The following is a 1879-nucleotide window of genomic DNA, read 5'->3' as shown; positions in this document are numbered from 1 at the left end:
GCACTGCCGGTTCGTGATCGAGAGTCTTCGGCCATAGTACCGGGAAATAACCCGAGAGGACTGATAAACCCTTTGAGTTCAGACCGGCGGGCGAGCCAACGCGTACCCGACGACCAACAGTGCCCCGAGCAGGCCGAGGATGGCCATCGGGAACGACGTGAACTGCCCAGCCACGTATCCACCGCCCGATAGCGTCGGAATAGCCGTGAGTATCGCGTCGTAGCGTGAGGCCATGTAATTACATATAATTACGCAGGCCCAAAAGGACTGGGGCTTCGTCAGAAACGGGCGTGATTGAGTGTAGTCGGGGGATTCGACTACAAAAGTTACGGCTGCACGCTCGCGACGAGCCGCTTCTCGTTTTGCCGTGACAGCAAGTACAGACGTCGATGAGACCACACCGCACCACACCACCACCGCACCGCATCGCAACCGCACAGCACCACCCGCCTCCCCAGCCGATTCACTCCGACGCGCCTGTCGGGCGCGTCCTCGTTCATCCCTCGCGCGGTATCCCGGGACCGCCCAACCGACCGCTGGTTGCGCGGTCCCGCCAGCACGCGCCGTCCGGTTGGACAAGGTTGTACGAGACCTACCAACGGACGCGTCGAACGAAAACCGAAATCCGATTCGTGGGCTACTGAAACCCGCTCTCCCGCAGCGCTTCGTTCAGATCCTCCCGAATCCGCTCGCCGAGTTCGCGGTCCATCGCGGTAGTGACGACGCGGTTCTCCTGCACGCTGGAGCCGTCGCGGAGGAGGATGCGGACGTTGCCGTTCTCGTCGGCGCGGGTCGCCTTGGCGCGGACGCCGGAGTCCGAACTCGACCCTCCGGCGCTGATGGGACCGGGGATGACCTTCTTGACGTGCGGGTGGCAGGCGACTTCCCGAATCACCCGCATGCCGTCGCGGTTGCCGATGAGCGTGGTGTGTGAGCCGCCGAGTTTCTCGCTCGGGTCGAGGTCCACGACTTCGAGCGAGCGCTCCCCTCGGCGGGCAAGCACCTCCTCGACCGGGTCCTCGTCGCCGACGCGGTAGAAGTCGTGGTGGAGTTTCGCCCGAATCGCCCGAATCACGTCGCGGTCGCCCGCCGCGTACACCTCCTCAGGATGTTTCCGGCGGACTTCGTCGGCGATGCGCCCCGCGAAGTTGCGGAGTTCGACGACCTCGTTTTCACCGTCCTCTGGCGTGGTCCGGACGCCAGTCTTCCCCACGACGGTTTCGTCCCGGAGCATCGTGAGTTCGGCGTGGTTGCGGGCGACGGTGAGGACGACGGAGTCGGCGTTCTGCGTCCGGCAGACCAGGCAGTAGTCGCCCGGTCGTTCGAGCGAGGACGCACACTGCCGACAGTTCATGCGCGTTCATTGCCAATCGCGGCGTTTAACGTCGGCGTTTCGGAATCGAGTTCGATGAGAGAAAGATAAATATCGGATGGAAGACAATTTCGGGTATGCGCTTCCGGACAGTCACCTCCCGTGGTTCCTTTCTCTCACTGCTCGCCCTCCTGTCCCTCCTCGCGGTATTCGTGGCGGTTCCCGTGGTGAGCACCCCGCCGCCCGAACCGTTCTGCGGACCGTGCGGAAACGGCTTCACCGAAGCCACACATTGGTACGGCGGAACACACGAAATCGAGAACGAGAACGAAACCGCGACCGGCGTCGAACACAGCACGGCGACGATCCGCGTTCACGAAAACGGCACCGCGACGTGGACGATTCGAAACCGGCTAACGAACGAGGACACCGCCGAGTATTTCCGGGAGAATCCGACGGTGCTCGACGGCATCGTCCGATACCGAGGTCCCGGAACGCTTCTCGACGCCCGCGTCGTCGGAACGAATACCGTCGTCCTCCGCTACCGAACGACGGCCGCCGCGGCGA

General features: G+C 63.5%; 2 protein-coding genes and 1 pseudogene. 1 reads left to right on the top strand and 2 read right to left on the bottom strand.

Going from position 1 to position 1879, the window contains the following annotated elements; translation table 11 throughout:
- Window positions 1–78: 78 nt before the first annotated feature.
- The gene (locus tag WBV42_RS16630) at window positions 79–234 is read right to left on the bottom strand and encodes a hypothetical protein (protein ID WP_190303757.1); all 156 of its coding nucleotides are present in this window, start codon (window positions 232–234) and stop codon (window positions 79–81) included.
- A gap of 403 nt (window positions 235–637) precedes the next feature.
- Window positions 638–1354 (bottom strand): DUF2103 domain-containing protein, encoded by a 717-nt coding sequence (locus WBV42_RS16625; RefSeq protein ID WP_423987014.1) that lies wholly within the window; start codon window positions 1352–1354, stop codon window positions 638–640.
- A 95-nt stretch (window positions 1355–1449) separates the two neighbouring features.
- Here WBV42_RS16625 and WBV42_RS16620 point away from each other — a divergent pair.
- Window positions 1450–1879 (top strand): annotated as a pseudogene (locus WBV42_RS16620) (hypothetical protein); the annotation flags it as partial.

Origin of the sequence: Haladaptatus sp. (genome assembly GCF_049589095.1) — an archaeon.
Taxonomy (GTDB): domain Archaea; phylum Halobacteriota; class Halobacteria; order Halobacteriales; family Haladaptataceae; genus Haladaptatus.
This window is presented reverse-complemented; position numbering and strand designations above follow the sequence as displayed.

Excerpts from the sequence above, each read along its gene's own strand:
- WBV42_RS16630 (WP_190303757.1), bottom strand. The coding sequence starts at position 234 with ATGGCCTCACGCTACGACGCGATACTCACGGCTATTCCGACGCTATCG.
- WBV42_RS16625 (WP_423987014.1), bottom strand. The coding sequence starts at position 1,354 with ATGAACTGTCGGCAGTGTGCGTCCTCGCTCGAACGACCGGGCGACTAC.